At 41.0% G+C, this 20848-nt stretch carries 9 protein-coding genes; 8 read left to right on the top strand and 1 reads right to left on the bottom strand.

The annotated features are described in order from the left end of the window. Positions 1–76 precede the first annotated feature (76 nt). The 7 genes from CCZ37_RS17260 to CCZ37_RS17175 all read left to right on the top strand — a co-directional run bounded on the left by CCZ37_RS17260 (position 77) and on the right by CCZ37_RS17175 (position 13477). Positions 77–685 (top strand): glutathione S-transferase family protein, encoded by a 609-nt coding sequence (locus tag CCZ37_RS17260; protein ID WP_094501701.1) that lies wholly within the window; start codon positions 77–79, stop codon positions 683–685. A 1203-nt stretch (positions 686–1888) separates the two neighbouring features. Then, the gene (locus CCZ37_RS17245; protein ID WP_094501699.1) at positions 1889–3223 is read left to right on the top strand and encodes a KAP family P-loop NTPase fold protein; all 1335 of its coding nucleotides are present in this window, start codon (positions 1889–1891) and stop codon (positions 3221–3223) included. A gap of 147 nt (positions 3224–3370) precedes the next feature. After that, the gene (locus tag CCZ37_RS17235; protein WP_094501695.1) at positions 3371–4495 is read left to right on the top strand and encodes a RelA/SpoT domain-containing protein; all 1125 of its coding nucleotides are present in this window, start codon (positions 3371–3373) and stop codon (positions 4493–4495) included. Positions 4496–5188: 693 nt separating this feature from the next. Continuing rightward, positions 5189–5653 carry a GNAT family N-acetyltransferase gene (locus tag CCZ37_RS17220; RefSeq protein ID WP_094182984.1) on the top strand — a complete coding sequence of 155 codons (465 nt, stop codon included), beginning with the start codon at positions 5189–5191 and terminating at the stop codon, positions 5651–5653. A gap of 3095 nt (positions 5654–8748) precedes the next feature. Next, positions 8749–9060, top strand: a complete 312-nt coding sequence (locus tag CCZ37_RS17210; protein ID WP_094501693.1) for a hypothetical protein — start codon at positions 8749–8751, stop codon at positions 9058–9060. 1240 nt (positions 9061–10300) lie between these two features. Further along, entirely contained in the window at positions 10301–10696 is a 396-nt protein-coding gene (locus CCZ37_RS17195; protein WP_017049506.1) for a DUF3465 domain-containing protein, read from the top strand. A 2322-nt stretch (positions 10697–13018) separates the two neighbouring features. After that, positions 13019–13477, top strand: a complete 459-nt coding sequence (locus tag CCZ37_RS17175; RefSeq protein ID WP_244187300.1) for a hypothetical protein — start codon at positions 13019–13021, stop codon at positions 13475–13477. A gap of 75 nt (positions 13478–13552) precedes the next feature. Here the strand turns inward: CCZ37_RS17175 and CCZ37_RS17170 are convergent, their stop codons facing one another. Beyond that, positions 13553–14521, bottom strand: a complete 969-nt coding sequence (locus CCZ37_RS17170; RefSeq protein WP_094501484.1) for an IS30 family transposase — start codon at positions 14519–14521, stop codon at positions 13553–13555. Positions 14522–15282: 761 nt separating this feature from the next. Between CCZ37_RS17170 and CCZ37_RS17165 the strand changes: the two genes are divergently transcribed. Then, the gene (locus tag CCZ37_RS17165; RefSeq protein ID WP_094501685.1) at positions 15283–15777 is read left to right on the top strand and encodes a hypothetical protein; all 495 of its coding nucleotides are present in this window, start codon (positions 15283–15285) and stop codon (positions 15775–15777) included. The last annotated feature ends 5071 nt before the right edge of the window (positions 15778–20848 follow it).

Raw genomic sequence — 20848 nt, 5'->3', positions numbered from 1 at the left:
TTTTAAGTTCGGCGGTGCGTTGTCAACCCCTTAGCCGGGCGTTATGTGTTTTTGAGTTTACAAAAGGAGATTTGTAGTGAAGGTTTATGGAGATATCCAATCTGGAAACTGTTACAAGGTCAAGCTGTTGCTTGCCTTCTTAGGCATTGAACATGAATGGCATCACGTCAATATTTTAAAAGGTGACACAAAAACAGCCGAGTTTTTATCCATTAACCCAAACGGAAAAATACCCGCAGTTGTTTTGGATGATGGTCGTTGTTTATCAGAGTCGAACGCAATTCTTGGCTATTTTGCAGATGGCACAGCGTTAATTCCTAGTGACCAATATGAAAAGGCTAAAATGTACGAATGGTTGTTCTTTGAACAATACAGTCATGAGCCATTTATCGCCGTGGCTCGTTTTATCCAAAAATATCAAGGTATGCCAGAGTCAAGGTTAGAGGAATATCGTGCCTTACAACCTGGAGGTAATAAAGCCTTATCAATAATGGAAAGTCGCTTAGCTCAAACGGATTATCTTGCTGGTAAGCAACTCACTATCGCTGATATTGCACTGTACGCTTATACGCATGTTGCAGATGAAGGTGGTTTTAACTTATCCGATTACCCCAATATTCAAGCGTGGTGCAAAAGACTCCAAGAGCAAGCAGGCTACGTTGGTATGACGGAAACAAACACATAACAAACGCTTCAAGAGGGACAGCCAACGCGCGGCATTTTTATTATGCGTTGATTTTGGTGATTACGGTGTTATGCGGAAACTTGGTAGTAGCGTTGTCAGCCCCTTAAGCGGGCGTTATGCAACTCAGGTAAATTTAGGGGTTCAATCTTTTGGATTTCTCCGGCCATTCGTTTGGTATTGTCGGCAAATGAGCTTTTTTACCCTCAAATTCGTGGTTAACTTAAACCGTAAAACAGGCAAGGTTCTTTGTTTGCCTCAATCAGTTTTGGTGCTGTTTTGTTGTCAATTCAGCGTGCGCAAAGTGTGGAAAGGGCAAGTTTATCGAGCATTTTGCACTTGCTGAAGGTTTCGCTCGTTAAGTTTTCCTGATTCAAAAGCTTGGTTTGTTGCTGAAAGGTGAACTTTGTTTTGGCAGCTTATTTATCATGGCTCTGGCTTGGTTTGGTTCTTGAATTAGTCAGCCATTGCAATTGTGGCTTTTGATCGAGTAAAGTCAGTTTATCTTATTGAATTTGCATAACAAACGGCTCAAGAGGGATTGCCAACGCTTGGCGACTTTAGTGCAAAATTGAAGTTCAGTGTTTATAGTGGTTTTTTGAGTTCGGCGGTGCGTTGTCAACCCCTTAGCCGGGCGTTATGCAACTCAGGTAAATTTAGGGGTTCAATCTTTTGGGATTTCTCTGGCCATTCGTTTTGTGTTGTCGGCAAATGAACATTTTTACCTTCAAATTCATGGTGAACTCAAGCCGTAAAACAGGCAAAGTTCTTTGTTTGCCTCAATGAGTTTTGGTGCTGGTTTGTTGTGAATTTAGCGGGCGCAAAGTGTGGAAAGGGCAAGTTTATCGAGTATTTCGCATTTGCTGAAAGTCTTGCTTGTAGGGTTTGTCTCATTCAAAAGCTTGGTTTGTTGCTGAAAGGTGGACTTTGTTTTGGCGGCTTATTTATCACAGTTCTTGCTTGGGTTGATTCTTGAATCACTCAACCATTGCAATTGTGGCTTTTGGTCGTGTAAAGTCGGTTTATCTTATTGAATTTGCATAACAAACGGCTCAAGAGGGATTGCCAACGCGTGGCGGCTTTAGTGCAAAATTGCAGTTCAGTGTTTAAGTGTGTTTTTTAAGTTCGGCGGTGCGTTGTCAACCCCTTAGCCGGGCGTTATACCCCCAATCGGCATTGCCGAATATATCAATATAAGGATTTAGTATGAAGATAGTTGTACCTGAAATTCAGATTTCTGATGAGAGTGGATTTAGTTCGGATATTGATATATTCAAACGAAAAGGCTTTGGTGAAAGGCTTGCTAATCTTGTTGAAAATTCAGGCGGAAGTCCCGTTATAGCTCTAGATTCGGGCTGGGGTGAGGGTAAAAGCACATTTATTAAAATGTGGCGAGGTTACCTTGAGAACCACCGAGATCCACAAATTAAATCTATTTACTTTGATGCTTTTGAAAATGACTATCAAAAAGACCCATTTTTGACATTGGCATCCGAAATGTATCAACTTATCACAGTTGAAGATGAAGAAAAGAAAGCGAAGTTTAAGGATAAAGCGGCAAAGGCTGCTAAGTCTCTTTTCAGAGGGGCTTTGAAAGTATCAGTAAAAGTTGGTACAGCCGGAATCGTTGATGGGAGTGCGTTGGACGCGGCAGAGAAAGAGATATCAAATTTGGTTTCGGATCAAGTTGATGACTTGATAAAAGAAAGGTTTGAATACGCAGAAAAAGATAAGTTGGCTCTGAAAGAGTTTAGGAATCATTTGTCTACGTTTGCCAATGAAATGAATGGTGGCAAGCCGATTGTATTTATTATCGATGAACTTGATCGCTGTAAGCCTGATTTTGCGTTAGAGTTGCTAGAACAAATTAAGCATTTGTTTTCAGTTAAAGGTATTACCTTCCTTCTAGTTACTAATAGAGAGCAGCTAGAAGAGTCAATTAAATCCAAGTATGGTCAAGGAATCGACCCTACAAATTATCTTCATAAGTTCATCAATGTATGGTTAACGATGCCTCGTGCCGCAAGTGAGTATGATGATAATGGTTATCAATTCTTACAAAGTGCTCTTTCTGCAATGAAAGAGGAAAGTGAGGTTATTGCAAATTCTGATTCAGTTTCAGTGTTGAATGATATCGTTAAGTTTTATCAGCCATCATTCAGAGAGATAGAGCGCATGCTGTCATATTTCGCTATTATAAACAATATGCTAGGTGCTAAGCCATACTACGAAAATTATCAGTATATGATTGCTATGGTATGTTATTTGAAAGCTTGTCACCCAAATTGCTTGAAAACAGTTAATGGGCAATTGGACTCTCGTAATATTATCAATGCAGCCAGATTAGACGAAATCGGATCTTCCGAGTCATATTACTCCCTTGAATATGTTAATAAACTTTTACGCTTCGATTTAGCTGACGACGCTACTAGACAAAGTATGTTAGAAGATAAACAGATTCAACTCGACAGACCGAGTCGAGCACCTAAAAGTTTTCTTAAAACAATCAGCTCATGGCTGTCAGAAATCAATCCAAGCTAGTGGTGGTATAACAATCTGTTTAAGAGTGATTCGCAACGCGTGGCATTTTTACTATGCGTTGAATTTAGTGATTAAGGTGGTATGCGGAAGCATCGGTATTGCGTTGCTCACACCTTAACAGGGCGTTATGTATATTTGGAGAGAGAGATGGCAAGTCAAGCATATGAAAATCAGAAGGTAACCCTTCATTATTCAAAAAAATCAATAGATAAGGCTGCTCGAGATATTCGCCATGGGTGTAAAGGAGCAGCAAGGGAAGATGCAATAAACAAAATCCAAAATTATCGAGAGCTTCATGCTTATCCTCTGATGTTAATGAAAAATCATTTAGTTAGAACGTCTAACAGAGTATCAGATGAAATACTTGTTGCGCGTAGGTTGAAACGCTTACCTACAATTATTAATAAATTGGAACGCCCTTCATTAGACGGAAAAAGTGATAACGCTATAAAATTTACACGTATGCAAGATATCGGTGGTTGCAGAGCGATAGTCAAAAACTTGAAACAACTTAAAGAGCTTCAGACATTATTGGTAAAAAGTCGCTCAGTTCATAAAATTATCCATACTTCCGACTATTTGACTCCAAAGGAAAGCGGCTATGGTGGTATCCATCTCGTCTATAGTTGCTTTAATGATGCAGAAGATAATCACAATTGGAAGAAAACAAAAGTTGAAGTGCAGTTAAGAACTCAGTTGCAACATGCTTGGGCTACAAGTCTTGAAATAATCGATACACTTGAACAGATTGAGCTCAAAACGAGCATTGATGGTCACCCTATTTGGCGAGAGTTTTTTGCAATTGCAGGGAAGCTAGTGGCACATGATGAAAAAGCATGTGTATTAGGTAGTACAGAAGTCGAAACGTTGGAAAAAAGGCTTCATGAACTTGAAGTGACGTTGGACGTTGAGAGAAAGCTATCAAACTTTTCACTGGGTATACAAGCAGCTACTCGTGGGCTAAAAGAGCTTAAATCACCAAAAAATATCGGTATGTGTTTAGTAACGTTGCACTCGAGTTCTTTATCTTCAGCTAAATTTACAAGCAAGAATACTTTCAAGCTAGAAGTAGGGTTTGAGACATTTAAACTCGATCAAACTCCTAACGCATTGAAGGAACTGAACAAGTGTGAAAAAGATCCTGATGTACTAATTTGTGTACTCCTGTCAGCTAAAAATGCTAAAAGCCTCCAAAAAGCTTACCCTAACTATTTTGGTTCTACCGCAGACTTTAGGCGGTTTATCCGAAAGCATACACAAAAATATACATAACAAACGCTTCAAGAGGGACTTCCAACGCGTGGCATTTTTATTGTGCGTTGATTCCGGTGGTTACGGTGTTATGCGGAAACTTGGTAGTAGCGTTGTCAGCCCCTTAAGCGGGCGTTAGCTGAGGTTAAGAAAAATCATAAAATTAAGCGTTTATTTTTCTTAGTCTGAGGCTCTAGCTTTACACCTGAAAGTCAGCACTTTTCCAAGTATCTCGCCAGTGGCACTGTTCGTGAAGTGTTTGAACTAACCGAAGCCTTCTTACGGGAAGTGATGTGTTTGTTTATTTCTTTGGTGTGGCTTCTTTGGTTTTGAAGCTCTTACGCGCTTAAATGGATTTCGCGCACTTGGTCGTTGGCTTCTTCGAAAGAATTCTTTGTAAATTGAAGTCTTAGAAGCTCGTCAGTTTTCCTGTTATTTCTTTTTTGCCAAGTACGTTTCGTGGGTTAGGTTTTAGTTTCTCAGTTGTCCGTTTTACTTTGTCGCTTGAAAACAATAATGTGTTTTAAATTAGGCCGTTGGGTAGTCAATCTCCGGTTAAAGTGCAGCAGCTAACAAACGGCTCAAGAGGGATTGCCAACGCTTGGCGGCTTTGGTGCAAAATTGAAGTTCAGCGTTTACAGTGTGTTTTTTGAGTTCGGCTATGCGTTGTCAACCCCTTAGCCGGGCGTTAGCTGAATGGTGGTAAATATCAGCATGATCGAAATTAGAAAGTATCAAGAATCAGATGCGCTTGATTTATGGGCTATTTTTTATCATACGGTTCGTAATGTGAACTTACGTGATTATTCACAAGCCCAAGTTGAAGCATGGGCTCCAGATGTTTTTTCTTCAGAGATTTGGCAACGAAAAATGAACTTGCTGTCACCTTTTGTGGCTGAAATTGATGGGAAAATTGTTGGTTATAGTGATCTTCAAGAAAATGGATTAATTGATCATTTCTTTTGTCATCATGAACATCAAGGTAAAGGAGTCGGACGCCAGTTAATGGAATATGTACTCAGAGTGGGTGAGTTACAAGGAATTACTAGGCTTTACTCTGAGGTGAGTATTACAGCTCGTCCGTTTTACGAGAGATTTGGCTTCAAGGTTATAGAAGAACAAACCATAGAAGTTCGCGGTCAAAAGCTGTGCAACTTTGTCATGGAGAAATTCAGCTAACAAACGGCTCAAGAGGGATTGCCAACGCTTGGCGACTTTAGTACAAAATTGAAGTTCAGTGTTTACAGTGTGTTTTTTAAGTTCGGCGGTGCGTTGTCAACCCCTTAGCCGGGCGTTATGCAACTCAGGTAAATTTAGGGGTTCAAACTTTTGAGGTTTCTCCGGCCATTCGTTTTGTGTTGTCGGCAAATGAGCACTTTCACCCTCAGATTCGTGGTTTACTCAAACCGTAAAACAGGCAAGGTTCTTTGTTTGCCTCAATGAGTTTTGGTGCTGGTTTGTTGTGAATTTAGTGGGCGCAAAGTGTGGAAAGGGCAAGTTTATCGATCGTTTTGCACTTGCTGGATTTTTCGCCCGTTGAACTTGTCTGTTCCAAAAGCTTGGTTTATTGCTGAAGGGTGGGCTTTGTTTTGGCAGCTCATTTATCACCGCTCAGGCTTGGGTTGGTTCTTGAATCACTCAACCATTGCAATCGTGGCTTTTGATCGAGTAAAGTCAGTTTATCTTATTGAATTTGCATAACAAACGGCTCAAGAGGGATTGCCAACGCGTGGCGGCTTTAGTACAAAATTGAAGTTCGATGTTTACAGTGGTTTTTTGAGTCCGGTGGTGCGTTGTCAACCCCTTAGCCGGGCGTTATGCAACTCAGGTAAATTTAGGGGTTCAATCTTTTGGATTTCTCCGGCCATTCGTTTTGTATTTTCGGCAAATGAGTATTTTTACCCTCAAATTCTTGGCTAACTCAAACCGTAAAACAGGCAAGGTTCTTTGTTTGCCTCAATCAGTTTTAGCGCTGGTTTGCTGTCAATTCAGCGTGCGCAAAGTGTGGAAAGGGCAAGTTAATCGAGCATTTTGCACTTGCTGAAAGTCTTGCTTGTTGAGTTTGTCTCATTCAAAAGCTTGGTTTGTTGTTGAACGGTGGGCTTTGTTTTGGCGGCTTATTTATCTCGGCTCCTACTTGGGTTGGTTCTTGAATCACTCAACCATTGCAATTGTGGCTTTTGGTCGTGATAAGTCAGTTTATCTCATTGAATTTGCATAACAAACGGCTCAAGAGGGATTGCCAACGCGTGGCGACTTTAGTGCAAAATTGCAGTTCAGTGTTTAAGTGTGTTTTTTAAGTTCGGCGGTGCGTTGTCAACCCCTTAGCCGGGCGTTAGGCAAAGTGAGTTTTTATCAGCTAAATCGGGTTTGAATTGAACGGCGAATTCCATGTTCTCATGGCTGGACTTAAGCAATAAATCGTCATCACATATTTGTTGTTTCTTGATCGTGTTGGGTTGTTTTTCGTTGTGAATTTAGCGGCAAAATAACCTTCAGCATCCAAACGTCCGCCGAGCATGCTACGCTCGTCACTTTTCTTCCAAACCGTTAAATTTGAGTTTTTTGGTTTCTTTGCTGATTTGAAATTTTGGTTTATAAATGAATCGGTTAGTTGGTTTTTAGTTTTCAAACAAGCCTTGTTCTTGAGTTTTTAAAGTATCGTTGTCAATCTATTGGCCTAACAAACGGCTCAAGAGGGATTGCCAACGCTTGGCGACTTTAGTGCAAAATTGAAGTTCAGTGTTCACAGTGTGTTTTTTGAATTCGGCGGTGCGTTGTCAACCCCTTAGCCGGGCGTTATGCAACTCAGGTAAATTTAGGGGTTCAATCTTTTGAGGTTTCTCCGGCCATTCGTTTTGTGTTGTCGGCAAGTGAGCACTTTTACCCTCAAATTCGTGGTTCACTCAAGCCGTAAAACAGGTAAGATTCTTTGTTTGCCGCAATGAGTTTTGGTGCTGGTTTGTTGTCAATTCAGCGTGCGCAAAGTGTGGAAAGGGCAAGTTTATCGAGCATTTTGTACTTGCTGAAAGTCTTGCTTGTAGGGTTTGTCTCATTCAAAAGCTTGGTTTGTTGTTGAACGGTGGACTTTGTTTTGGCGGCTTATTTATCACGGCTCTGGCTTCGGTTGGTTCTTGAATCACTCAACCATTGCAATCGTGGCTTTTGATCGAGTGAAGTCAGTTTATCTCATTGAATTTGCATAACAAACGGCTCAAGAGGGATTGCCAACGCTTGGCGACTTTAGGGCAAAATTGAAGTTCAGTGTTTACGGTGTGTTTTTTAAGTTCGGCGGTGCGTTGTCAACCCCTTAGCCGGGCGTTAGGCAAAGTGAGTTTTATCAGCTAAATCGAGTTGGAATTGAACGGTAAATTCCATGTTTTCTGGCTTAAGTTAAGCAATAAATAGTCATCACATATTTGTTGTTTCTTGATCGCGTTGAGCTGTTTTTCGTTGTGAGTTTAGCGGCATAATAACCTTCAGCATCCAAACGTCCGCCGAGCATGCTACGCTCGTCACTTTTCTTCCAAACCGCTCAATTTGAGTTTTTTGTTTCTTTGCTGATTTAGCATTTTGCTTTATAAATTAATCGGTTAGTTTGTTTCAAGTTTACAAAAAAGCTCGTTCTTTGGTTGTAAAAGTGTCGGTGTCAATTGGTTGGCCTAACAAACGGCTCAAGAGGGATTGCCAACGCGTGGCGACTTTAGTGCAAAATTGAAGTTCAGTGTTTGCAGTGTGTTTTTTAAGTTCGGTGGTGCGTTGTCAACCCCTTAGCCGGGCGTTAGGCAAAGTGAGTTTTTATCAGCTAAATCGAGTTGGAATTGAGCGGTAAATTCCATGTTTTCTGGCTTAAGTTAAGCAATAAATAATCATCACATATTTGTTGTTTCTTGATCGCGTTGAGTTGCTTTTCGTTGTGAGTTTAGCGGCAAAATAACCTTCAGCATCCAAACGTCCGCCGAGCATGCTACGCTCGTCACTTTTCTTCCAAATCGCTCAATTTGAGTTTTTTTGTTTCTTTGCTGATTTGGCATTTTGGTTTATAAATTAATCGGTTAGTTTGTTTTAAGTTTATAAAAAAGTTCGTTCTTTAGTTTTGAAAGTGTCGGTGTCAATCGGTTGGCCTAACAAACGGCTCAAGAGGGATTGCCAACGCGTAGCGGCTTTAGTGCAAAATTGAAGTTCAGTGTTTACGGTGTGTTTTTTAAGTTCGGTGGTGCGTTGTCAACCCCTTAGCCGGGCGTTAAATTTTATTCATCTATAGAGGAATCGTTGTGAAAAAAAATATTGTCCTGCTCATTTTATCTGCTTTGCTTTCCACAAATACTATGGCTTGGACCTTTGGCCAAAATGTAACTATTACAGCTGTAACACTTTGGGAAGGTTCTGGTATAAACCCTTTATACTTCAAAAGGTCAGATAACGTTTGGTGTTATGTTTCTGCAGATGAAAAAAATGTTCATTCACTTATTTTGACTTTGTATGCGTCTGGAAAAACAGCGGATATCCACTGTTATGATCAAGCAGAAAATAAAATGGGTGGTATTGAAGCAGCGCATAAGATGCATAGAATAATCGCAAAGTAGTGTATTAACCTGAAAAGCGCCCTACTTTCGTTGACCAAAAAATTAATTGCAAGGGTTGAGGCAGTTGTAGAAAAAGCAAGAGATTTATTGTATGAAAACAAGCTAGTTGTTAGTTTGCAAAGTTTTACTACAGATACCTAAAACATCTCGAACAATAAATTTAACAAACGCTTCAAGAGGGACAGCCAACGCGCAGCATTTTTACTATGCGTTGGTTTTTGTGATTACGGTGTTATGCGGTAAGTTGGTAGTAGCGTTGTCTGCCCCTTAAGCGGGCGTTAGGCAAGGTGAGCTTTTATCAGCTAAATCGAGTTGAAATTGAGCAGTAAATTCCATGTTTTGTGGCGTAACTTAAGCAATAAATAATCATCACATATTTGCTGTTTCTTGATCGCGTTGGGTTGTTTATCGCTGTGAATTCATCGGTAAAATAACCTTCAGCATCCAAACGTCCGCCGAGCATGCTACGCTCATCACTTTTCTTCCAAATCGCTAAATTTGAGTTTTTTGTTTCTTTGCTGACTTGGCATTTTGGTTTATAAATGAATCGGTTAGTTTGTTTTAAGTTTATAAAAAGTTCGTTCTTTAGTTTTGAAAGTGTCGGTGTCAATTGGTTGGCCTAACAAACGGCTCAAGAGGGATTGCCAACGCGTGGCGGCTTTAGTACAAAATTAAAATTCAGTGTTTACAGTGTGTTTTTTGAGTTCGGCTATGCGTTGTCAACCCCTTAGCCGGGCGTTAGTTGCCAGCGGTAAAAATGCAGCTAAATCAGAAAATTTTGGGCTAATGCATCGTGCAATTTTACTCGTTTTTCTATCTGGGTGTGGTTTGCTGAAATTGTGTTCGATTTTTAGTGTTGTGGTTTTGTTCTGCCGTTTCAGACGCGAATTTACTCGTTGAAAGTCAGCTTTGTGGCATTGCCTTTCCAAAAGGTTTATTGGGTGCTTTTGGCCAGTTTTCTACGTCGTTGTAAGTTCCAAGTGGTTTCAGTGGCAGGCGCTTTAAAACTGCGCCTGATTTGAGTTGTCAAAGCGCTGAAAAACGGCGTTGGCAAAAAAGTGGAAATAACTGGAAATCAAAGGTTTAGAATGGCAACTAACAAAGCGTTTAAGGCAGATTCGCAACGCTAGGCATTTTCAGTTTGCTTTGAATTTAGTGTTTACGGCACAATGGTTTAGGTTAGGTGGCGATGTTGCTCACTACTTAACGCGGCGTTATGTGAATTGGAGAAGTTGAGTATATGAAGAAGTTAATCGCTATATTTATAGCCGTCTTTTGTCTAGCTTCGATTGGTGCTCAAGCTAATGATCATCAGTTAAAAAATGCGTATGAAAATCATCAAAGTGATATTCAAGTTCAGGGCTCAGGCACAGTTATTCGCTTGTTACCTGATGACAACGAAGGAAGTAGGCACCAAAAATTCATATTGAAACTGGACAGCAAACAAACTTTACTTGTTGCTCACAATATTGATTTAGCTCCTAGGGTTCCAAATCTAAAAGTTGGCGATCGAGTCCAGTTTTACGGTGAATATGAATGGAACAAAAAAGGCGGTGTCATGCACTGGACGCACAAGGATCCAAACAATAAACACCCGCAAGGTTGGTTAAAGCACAACGGCAAGACGTACGAGTAAAATTCACATAACAAACGGCTCAAGAGGGATTGCCAACGCGTGGCGACTTTCGTGCAAAATTGCAGTTCAGTGTTTACAGTGTGTTTTTTAAGTTCGGCGGTGCGTTGTCAACCCCTTAGCCGGGCGTTATGCAACTCAGGTAAATTTAGGGGCTCAATCTTTTGGATTTCTCCGGCCATTCGTTTTGTGTTGTCGGCAAATGAGCACTTTTACCCTCAAATCCGTGGTTCACTCAAGCCGTAAAACAGCTAAGGTTCTTTGTTTGCCTCAATCAATTTTAGCGCTGGTTCGTTGCCAATTCAGCGTGCGCAAAGTGTGGAAAGAGCAAGTTTATCGAGCGTTTTACAGTTGCTGAAAGTCTTGCTTGTTGAGTTTGTCTCATTCAAAAGCTTGGTTGGTTGTTGAAAGGTGGACTTTGTTTTGGCGGCTCATTTATCACAGTTCTTGCTTGGGTTGGTTCTTGAATCACTCAACCATTGCAATCGTGGCTTTTGATCGAGTAAAGTCAGTTTATCTTATTGAATTTGCATAACAAACGGTTAAAGAGGGACTGCCAACGCGTGGCGGTTTTTGTTCAAATCGGCCTTTGTGATTACGGTTGTTATTTTGAGTTCAGTGTTTTGCGTTGTCAGCCCCTTAACCGGGCGTTAGGCAAGGTGAGTTTTTATCAGCTAAATCGAGTTGAAATTGAGCAGTAAATTCCATGTTTTGTGGCTTAACTTAAGCAATAAATAATCATCACATATTTGCTGTTTCTTGATCGCGTTGGGTTACTTATCGTTGTGAATTTAGCGGCAAAATAACCTTCAGCATCCAAACGTCCGCCGAGCATGCTACGCTCGTCACTTTTCTTCCAAACCGCTCAATTTGAGTTTTTTTGTTTCTTTGCTGATTTAGCATTTTGGTTTATAAATGAATCGGTTAGTTTGTTTCAAATTTACAAAAAAGCTCGTTCTTTGGTTTTGAAAGTCTCGGTGTCAATTGGTTGGCCTAACAAACGGCTCAAGAGGGATTGCCAACGCTTGGTGACTTTAGTGCAAAATTGAAGTTTAGTGTTTACAGTGTGTTTTTTGAGTCTGGCTATGCGTTGTCAACCCCTTAGCCGGGCGTTATGCAACTCAGATAAATTTAGGGGTTCAATCTTTTAGGATTTCTCCGGCCATTCGTTTGGTGTTGTCGGAAAATGAGCTTTTTTACCCTCAAATTCGTGGTTAACTTAAACCGTAAAACAGGCAAGGTTCTGTGTTTGCCTCAATCAGTTTTAGCGTTGGCGTGTTGTGAATCTTGTGGGCGCAAAGTGTGGAAAGGGCAAGTTTATCGAGCATTTTGTACTTGCTGAAGTTTTAGCTCGTTGAGTTTTCCTGATTCAAAAGCTTGGTTGGTTGCTGAAAGGTGGACTTTGTTTTGGCGGCTGATTTATCACGGCTCTTGTTTGGGTTGGTTCTTGAATTACTCAACCATTGCAATTGTGGCCTTTGGTCGTGTAAATTTGGTTTATCTCATTGAATTTGCATAACAAACGGCTCAAGAGGGATTGCCAACGCTTGGCGACTTTAGTGCAAAATTGAAATTCAGTGTTTACAGTGTGTTTTTTAAGCCCGGCGGTGCGTTGTCAACCCCTTAGCCGGGCGTTAGCTGAGGTTAAGAAAAATCATGAAATTACGTGTTTATTTTTCTTAGTCTGAGGTTCTAGCTTTACACCTGAAAGTCCGCACTTTTCCGCGTATCTCGCCAGTGGCACTGTTCGTGAAGCGGTTGAACTAACCGAAGTCTGTTTACGGGAAGTGTTGTGTTTGTTTATTTCTTTGGTGTGGCTTCTTTGGTTTTGAAGCTCTTTCGCGCTTAAATGGATTTCGCGCACTTGGTTGTTGGCTTCTTCGAAAGAATTCTTTGTAAATTTAAGTCCTAGAAGCTCGTCAGTTTCTCTGCTATTTCTTCTTTACCAAGTGCGTTTCGTGGGTTAGGTTTTAGTTTTTCAGTTGTCCATTTTATTTTGTCGCTTGAAAGCAATAATGTGTTTTAAATTAGGTTGTTGGGTAGTAAATCTCCGGCTAAAGTGCAGCAGCTAACAAACGGCTCAAGAGGGATTGCCAACGCGTGGCGACTTTAGTGCAAAATTAAAGTTCAGTGTTTACAGTGTGTTTTTTAAGTTCGGCTATGCGTTGTCAACCCCTTAGCCGGGCGTTATGTATTTTAATCAGTGGGTTAGTGATAACTGGCTAATTAACGTTGGAGCTACTGTCAATGCAACTAGAAACGAGTAAAAGCATGATTCGTACTGTTAAGAGAATGTGTGGGTCATATTATGCGCCTGGAATTCTCATGGCCATTTTTATTATGTCGATATGTGTTGTAGAAAATAGAGTTATTGAGGGACCATACACTGATAATGATGTGTTATACCATAAAGCTGAGGTAACTGGTAAGCATGGTACAACTGGTCGTGGATTATCTTATCAAATTATTTTTGATAAAGAATACAAGCACGATATTAAAGTTCAATGGTATGACTTTAATTCAATAAATCACTACTATTCCCTAGGATATGGTTCGCGTAAAGATACAGAAAATCTAAGTGTTGGGCTAGTTAGAACGCATATAGATAATATCTATTATACTGTTTATGTTAAGGCTGGAGATGAAGTTCTTCTTTCGAGTTCTGATGGTCTTCATAGGATAAATAAATTTAACGCCGAACAAGTTAGATGGAGCGCTTACTTAAGTCTTATTGCATTTATTTTGCTTTCTCTAATCTTTAGGTTTCTAAGGAAGTGGTATTAAATTCTCTATAATAAAGTTTGCTATTAAATTTGTGCACTCAAAATACTTAGTATCAAGTTTGAAGTGCGACACTTTCTACAGATGCGCATGAATATACTCCGTTGGTGTTCTATACCCAAGCCTTTTGCGTGGGCGTGTATTTAATTTATATGCAATTTCATTACACAGCTTCTGTGTCACGTGTGACATGGAGGTTCGTTTTGGTAAGTATTGTCGTATCAAACCATTGGTGTTTTCATTAGTGCCTCGCTCCCATGAATGGTATGGATTTGCAAAGTAAAACAGGCAGTTATGATGTTTTTCTAGTTGTGCATAACCATGAAATTCAGTGCCGTTATCTGATGTTATCGTTTTAAAAGGTAAGTCAGAGCGGGTCATGATTTTGCTCATTCTTACGTTGAGCGACTCGCTTGTTCTATCGTCCATTTGACCGATAAAAGTGTAGCCAGTCATTCTGTCGACTAAAGTGACGATACAGTGCTTGGTTCCGCGACCCACGACGGTATCAATTTCCCAGTGGCCAGGCTCTTTTCGATGCTCAGCGTCTGCAGGTCTTTCGGCAATATGACGCTTATTTGCCAGCCGTCCTCGACTGTCTTTTGAGTTGTACCTTTTACGCCTTTTCTTGGTGGATTGGCGTAGGTGTTTCCATAGCGTTCCACCGAGAGTTTTGTCGTTCCAAACGTGCTGATAAATGAGCTCGTGGCTCATTGTTGGATAGCCTCTCATCCTTAGGTATCCGACGATTTGGTCAGGGCTCCAATCCAGTCGTAGCAAGGCTTCAGGTAGTCTGAAGTCAAGTTTGGTATAGCGTTTATTTCGCCGTGAACGACTAAGCCGGTTGCGCGCCATTTGCTGTGCTCGCTCTGGTTGATAAGAGTACCTATCGAAGAACTTGTTGTAACGACAATTACGTTCAATTTCTCGATAGATAGTGGCTTTGTGACGCCCCAGTTGTTTAGCTATTTTTGCGGTACTGATCCCTTGCTTTCTGAGCAAAGAAATCATATACCTTTCAATCTCAGTGAGGTGTGTGTATTTCATGTTTTTTACTTCTTGGCGGGAGCAAACTTCATGATTATCGCACCTTACTGTTTTTATGTTCAGAGGTGTCGCACTTCGTACTTGAATCCAAGATACATAACAAACTGTTCAAGAGGGATTCGCAACGCGTGGCATTTTTACTATGCGTTGATTTAAGTGTTTAAGGTGATATGCGGCGACTTTAGTATTGCGTTGCTCACCCCTTAACAGGGCGTTATGCAACTCAGGTAAATTTAGGGGTTCAATCTTTTGGATTTCTCCGGACATTCGTTTGGTATTGTCGGCAAATGAGCTTTTTTACCCTAAAATTCGTGGTTCACTCAAGCCGTAAAACAGGCAAAGTTCTTTGTTTGCCTCAATCAGTTTTAGCGTTGGCGCGTTGTCAAATTAGTGGGCGCAAAGTGTGGAAAGGGCAAGTTTATCGAGCATTTTGCACTTGCTGAAGGTTTCGCTCGTTAAGTTTTCCTGATTCAAAAGCTTGGCTTGTTGCTGAAAGGTGAACTTTGTTTTGGCAGCTTATTTATCGCAGTTCTTACTTGGGTTGATTCTTGAATCACTCAACCATTGCAATCGTGGCTTTTGATCGAGTAAAGTCAGTTTATCTTATTGAATTTGCATAACAAACGGCTCAAGAGGGATTGTCAACGCGTGGCGACTTTAGCGCAAAATTGAAGTTCAGCGTTTACAGTGTGTTTTTTAAGTTCGGTAATGCGTTGTCAACCCCTTAGTCGGGCGTTATACGTTCTCGGAGGATTTTAGTCTTGGAAGAATTAGTTCAGAAATTAGCATTAATTGATGAGCTAGAAACTTGGAAAGAATATAGCCAAGGTTTTAGTCCTCAGGATAAGAAATTAGCTTTTGAGCGTGCTCAGGCTCTGTGGATAGCACGAAAGGTTTCTGAGAATGCGCTTTATCTTCATCCTGATGTTATTTCCGATCTTCAACGTCAAAGTTGGATTCCAAATGATTTACAAAAGCGCATGATTTGGGCTAGCGTTTTGGTATCTGCTGAGGGTGTTCGAAGTAGAGAACGTTTTAAATCAATTAAAAATAGTCTCATAAATAGATATGGTCGAGATTGGTGGGAAGACGTTTATAAACGTCAGAAACCAGCTTTTGCGGCAAAAGAACGTATTCGCAAGCAAATTGCTTCTAATGGCGCCGCGGTTAATATGCTGATGGCAAATACTCATCTATTTGGGGAAGTGGCAAGAGATCAAATTACTTCTGCTTTGAGTATGGTCCCCAAGTGGTAAACACGTATAACAAAGCGTTTAAGACGGACTCCCAACGCATGGCGTTTTCGGCTTACTTTGGTTTAAGTGTTTATGTCACAATGGTTTAGGTAAGGTGGTTAGCGTTGCTCGCCACTTAACGCGGCGTTATGCAACTCAGGTAAATTTAGGGTTTCAATCTTTTAGGATTTCTCCGGCCATTCGTTTGGTATTGTCGGCAAATGAGCTTTTTTACCCTCAAATTCGTGGTTAACTTAAACCGTAAAACAGGCAAGGTTCTTTGTTTGCCTCAATCGGTTTTAGCGTTGGCGTGTTGTAAGTTCAGTGGGCGCAAAGTGTGGAAAGGGCAAGTTTATCGAGCGTTTTGTACTTGCTGAAAGTCTTGCTTGTTGAGTTTGTCTGACACAAAGGCTTGGTTTGTTGCTGAAAGGTAGACTTTGTTTTGGCGGCTCATTTATCACAGTTCTTGTTTGGGTTGATTCTTGAATCACTCAACCATTGCAATTGTGGCTTTTGGTCGTATAAAGTCGGTTTATCTCATTGAATTTGCATAACAAACGGCTCAAGAGGGATTGCCAACGCGTGGCGACTTTAGCGCAAAATTGAAGTTCAATGTTTACAGTGTGTTTTTTGAGTTCGGCGGTGCGTTGTCAACCCCTTAGCCGGGCGTTATGCAACTCAGGTAAATTTAGGGGTTCAATCTTTTGGATTTCTCCGGCCATTCGTTTTGTGTTGTCGGCAAATGAGCTTTTTTACCCTAAAATTCGTGGTTAACTCAAGCCGTAAAACAGGCAAAGTTCTTTGTTTGCCTCAATCAGTTTTGGTGCTGGTTTGTTGCCAATTCAGCGTGCGCAAAGTGTGGAAAGGGCAAGTTTATTGAGCATTTTGTACTTGCTGAAAATCTTGCTTGTTGAGTTTGTCTCATTCAAAAGCTTGGTTTGTTGTTGAAAGGTGAACTTTGTTTTGGCAGCTTATTTATCATGGCTCTGGCTTGGTTTGGTTCTTGAATTACTCAACCATTGCAATTGTGGCTTTTGGTCGTGAAAAGTCGGTTTATCTTATTGAATTTGCATAACAAACGGCTCAAGAGGGATTGCCAACGCGTGGCGGCTTTAGTGCAAAATTGAAGTTCAGTGTTTACAGTGTGTTTTTTGAGTTCGGTGGTGCGTTGTCAACCCCTTAGCCGGGCGTTATGCAACTCAGGTAAATTTAGGGGTTCAATCTTTTTGGATTTCTCCGGCCATTCGTTTTGAGCTGTCGGCAAATGAGCATTTTCGCCTTCAAATTCGTAGTTAACTCAAGCCGTAAAACAGGCAAAGTTCTTTGTTTGCCTCAATCAGTTTTGGTGCTGGTTTGTTGCCAATTCAGCGGGCGCAAAGTGTGGAAAGGGCAAGTTAATCGAGTATTTTGCACTTGCTGAAGTTTTCGCTCGTTGAGTTTTCCTGATTTAAAAGCTTGGTTTGTTGTTGAAAGGTGGACTTTGTTTTGGCGGCTGATTTATCACAGTTCTTGCTTGGGTTGATTCTTGAATCACTCAACCATTGCAATCGTGGCTTTTGGTCGTATAAATTCTGTTTATCTCATTGAATTTGCATAACAAACGGCTCAAGAGGGATTGCCAACGCGTGGCGACTTTGGTACAAAATTGCAATTCAGTGTTTACAGTGTGTTTTTTGAGTTCGGCGGTGCGTTGTCAACCCCTTAGCCGGGCGTTAGGCAAAGTGAGTTTTTATCAGCTAAATCGAGTTGGAATTGAGCGGTAAATTCCATGTTTTGTGGCTTAAGTTAAGCAATAAATAATCATCACATATTTGTTGTTTCTTGATCGCGTTGAGTTGTTTTTCGTTGTGAGTTTAGCGGCAAAATAACCTTCAGCATCCAAACGTCCGCCGAGCATGCTACGCTCGTCACTTTTCTTCCAAACCGCTCAATTTGAGTTTTTTTGGTTTCTTTGCTGCTTTAGCGTTTTGGTTTATAAATTAATCAGTTAGTTGGTTTCAAATTCACAAAAACTCGTTCTTTGGTTTTGAAAATGTCGTTGTCAATCTGTTGGCCTAACAAACGGCTCAAGAGGGATTGCCAACGCGTGGCGACTTTAGTGCAAAATTGCAGTTCAGTGTTTAAGTGTGTTTTTTAAGTTCGGCGGTGCGTTGTCAACCCCTTAGCCGGGCGTTAGGCAAAGTGAGTTTTTATCAGCTAAATCGAGTTTGAATTGAATAGTAAATTCCATGTTTTGTGGCTTAAGTTAGGCAATAAATAGTCATCACATATTTGTTGTTTCTTGATCGCGTTGGGTTGTTTATCGCTGTGAATTCATCGGCAAAATAACCTTCAGCATCCAAACGTCCGCCGAGCATGCTACGCTCGTCACTTTTCTTCCAAATCGCTAAATTTGAGTTTTTTGGTTTCTTTGCTGATTTGAGATTTTGGTTTATAAATGAATCGGTTAGTTTGTTTCAAGTTTACAAAAAAGCTCGTTCTTTGGTTGTGAAAGTGTCGGTGTCAATTGGTTGGCCTAACAAACGGCTCAAGAGGGATTGCCAACGCTTGGCGACTTTAGTGCAAAATTGAAGTTCAGTGTTTACAGTGTGTTTTTTGAGTCTGGCGGTGCGTTGTCAACCCCTTAGCCGGGCGTTATGCAACTCAGGGAAATTTAGGGGTTCAATCTTTTTAGATTTCTCCGGCCATTTGTTTTGTATTGTCGGCAAATGAGCACTTTCACCCTCAAATTCGTGGTGAACTCAAGCCGTAAAACAGGCAAAGTTCTTTGTTTGCCTCAATCAGTTTTAGCGTTGGTTTGTTGTGAATTTAGCGGGTGCAAAGTGTGGAAAGGGCAAGTTAATCGAGCATTTTGCGCTTGCTGAAAGTCTTGCTTGTAGGGTTTGTTTCCTTCAAAAGCTTGGTTGGTTGTTGAAAGGTGGACTTTGTTTTGGCGGCTTATTTATCACAGTTCTTGCTTGGGTTGGTTCTTGAATCACTCAACCATTGCAATCGTGGCTTTTGGTCGAGTAAAGTCAGTTTATCTCATTGAATTTGCATAACAAACGGCTCAAGAGGGATTGCCAACGCGTGGCGACTTTAGTGCAAAATTGCAGTTCAGAGTTTACAGTGTGTTTTTTGAGTTCGGCGGTGCGTTGTCAACCCCTTAGCCGGGCGTTATGCAACTCAGGTAAATTTAGGGGTTCAATCTTTTGTGATTTCTCCGGCCATTCGCTTTATGTTGTCGGCAAATGAGCTTTTTACCCTCAGATTCTTGGTGAACTCAAGCCGTAAAACAGGCAAGGTTCTTTGTTTGCCTCAATCAGTTTTAGCGCTGGCGCGTTGTAAATTCAGTGGGCGCAAAGTGTGGAAAGGGCAAGTTTATCGAGCATTTTGCACTTGCTGAAGGTTTCGCTCGTTAAGTTTTCCTGATTCAAAAGCTTGGTTTGTTGTTGAAAGGTGGACTTTGTTTTGGCGGCTTATTTATCTCGGCTCCTACTTGGGTTGGTTCTTGAATCACTCAGCCATTGCAATTGTGGCTTTTGGTCGTGTAAAGTCAGTTTATCTCATTGAATTTGCATAACAAACGGCTCAAGAGGGATTGCCAACGCGTGGCGACTTTAGTGCAAAATTTCAGTTCAGTGTTTAAGTGTGTTTTTTGAGTCTGGCGTTGCGTTGTCAACCCCTTAGCCGGGCGTTATGCAACTCAGGTAAATTTAGGGGTTCAATCTTTTTAGATTTCTCCGGCTATTCGTTTTGCGTTGTCGGCAAATGAGCATTTTTACCTTCAAATTCATGGTGAACTCAAGCCGTAAAACAGGCAAGGTTCTTTGTTTGCCTCAATCAGTTTTAGCGCTGGCGCGTTGTAAATTCAGTGGGCGCAAAGTGTGGAAAGGGCAAGTTAATCGAGCATTTTGCACTTGCTGAAAGTATTGCTTGTAGGGTTTGTCTCATTCAAAAGCTTGGTTTGTTGCTGAAAGGTGGACTTTGTTTTGGCGGCTTATTTATCAAAGTTCTTGCTTGGGTTGGTTCTTGAATCACTCAACTATTGCAATTGTGGTTTTTAGTCGTGTAAATTCGGTTTATCTCATTGAATTTGCATAACAAACGGCTCAAGAGGGATTGCCAACGCTTGGCGACTTTAGTGCAAAATTGAAGTTCAGTGTTTACAGTGGTTTTTTGAGTTCGGCGGTGCGTTGTCAACCCCTTAGCCGGGCGTTATGCAACTCAGGGAAATTTAGGGGTTCAATCTTTTTAGGTTTCTCCGGCCATTCGTTTTGTGCTGTCGGCAAATGAGCTTTTTTACCCTAAAATTAGTGGTTAACTCAAACCGTAAAACAGGCAAGGTTCTTTGTTTGCCTCAATGAGTTTTAGCGTTGGCGTGTTGTGAATTTAGCGGGTGCAAAGTGTGGAAAGGGCAAGTTTATCGAGCATTTTGTGCTTGCTGAAAGTCTTGCTTGTTGAGTTTGTCTGGTTCAAAAGCTTGATTTGTTGTTGAAAGGTGGACTTTGTTTTGGCGGCTCATTTATCACAGTTCTTGCTTGGGTTGATTCTTGAATCACTCAACCATTGCAATTGTGGCTTTTGGTCGTGTAAAGTCAGTTTATCTCATTGAATTTGCATAACAAACGGCTCAAGAGGGATTGCCAACGCTTGGCGACTTTAGTGCAACATTGAAATTCAGTGTTTGCAGTGTGTTTTTTAAGTTCGGCGGTGCGTTGTCAACCCCTTAGCCGGGCGTTATGTTTAATCACCAAAAATCAGTGGGTTATGGTTTTTCTTTGTTCCCTCGGCTGATTGGTTTTGTGTTTGTCGGCAAGTTGGCTTCAGCGGGCGCTGTTTTCCGGACACTTGTTCTTTGGTGCTGGAAATTCAGAGAATTGCCTCAATCAATTTTTTGCCAAGCGCGAGGTTAGTGCTGCTGGCTCAATCAGTATTTTGATCACAGGTTTTTGTGCTTGAATTGCCAAAATTCGAAGTCTGTTTTTCAAATCTATGAGTCGTTTCAGTTTTTCAGGTCTTGGCTTTTGTTTGTGAATCAAAGCTGAGTTAATCTTGGTTTTGGTAAAACGTAAGTCATTGAAGCTTAAACATAACAAACGGTTCAAGAGGG

This window comes from Vibrio qinghaiensis (assembly GCF_002257545.1).
Lineage (GTDB): Bacteria > Pseudomonadota > Gammaproteobacteria > Enterobacterales > Vibrionaceae > Vibrio > Vibrio ordalii.
This window is presented reverse-complemented; position numbering and strand designations above follow the sequence as displayed.